Below are 215 nucleotides of genomic sequence, written 5' to 3' on the forward strand. Positions count from 1 at the left end.
ATAGTGCGGATGATTAAGACGACGCCAGATTGCCAATCCCCTCGCCGTCGAGGGATTGGTCACCACATTACACCCAAGCACGGTATCGATTTTAAAACCCTCAAGACCCGCCGCAAGACAGGCCTCGAGGGACCCAGATATCACAGTGACGCATGTCGCACCGGCTCCATTGCCTGGTGGCTATAGCGTCGGTGTCCCACCCGATCCCATTCCGA

It is taken from the genome of Sphingomonas sp. Leaf30 (genome assembly GCF_001422525.1).
Lineage (GTDB): Bacteria > Pseudomonadota > Alphaproteobacteria > Sphingomonadales > Sphingomonadaceae > Sphingomonas > Sphingomonas aerolata.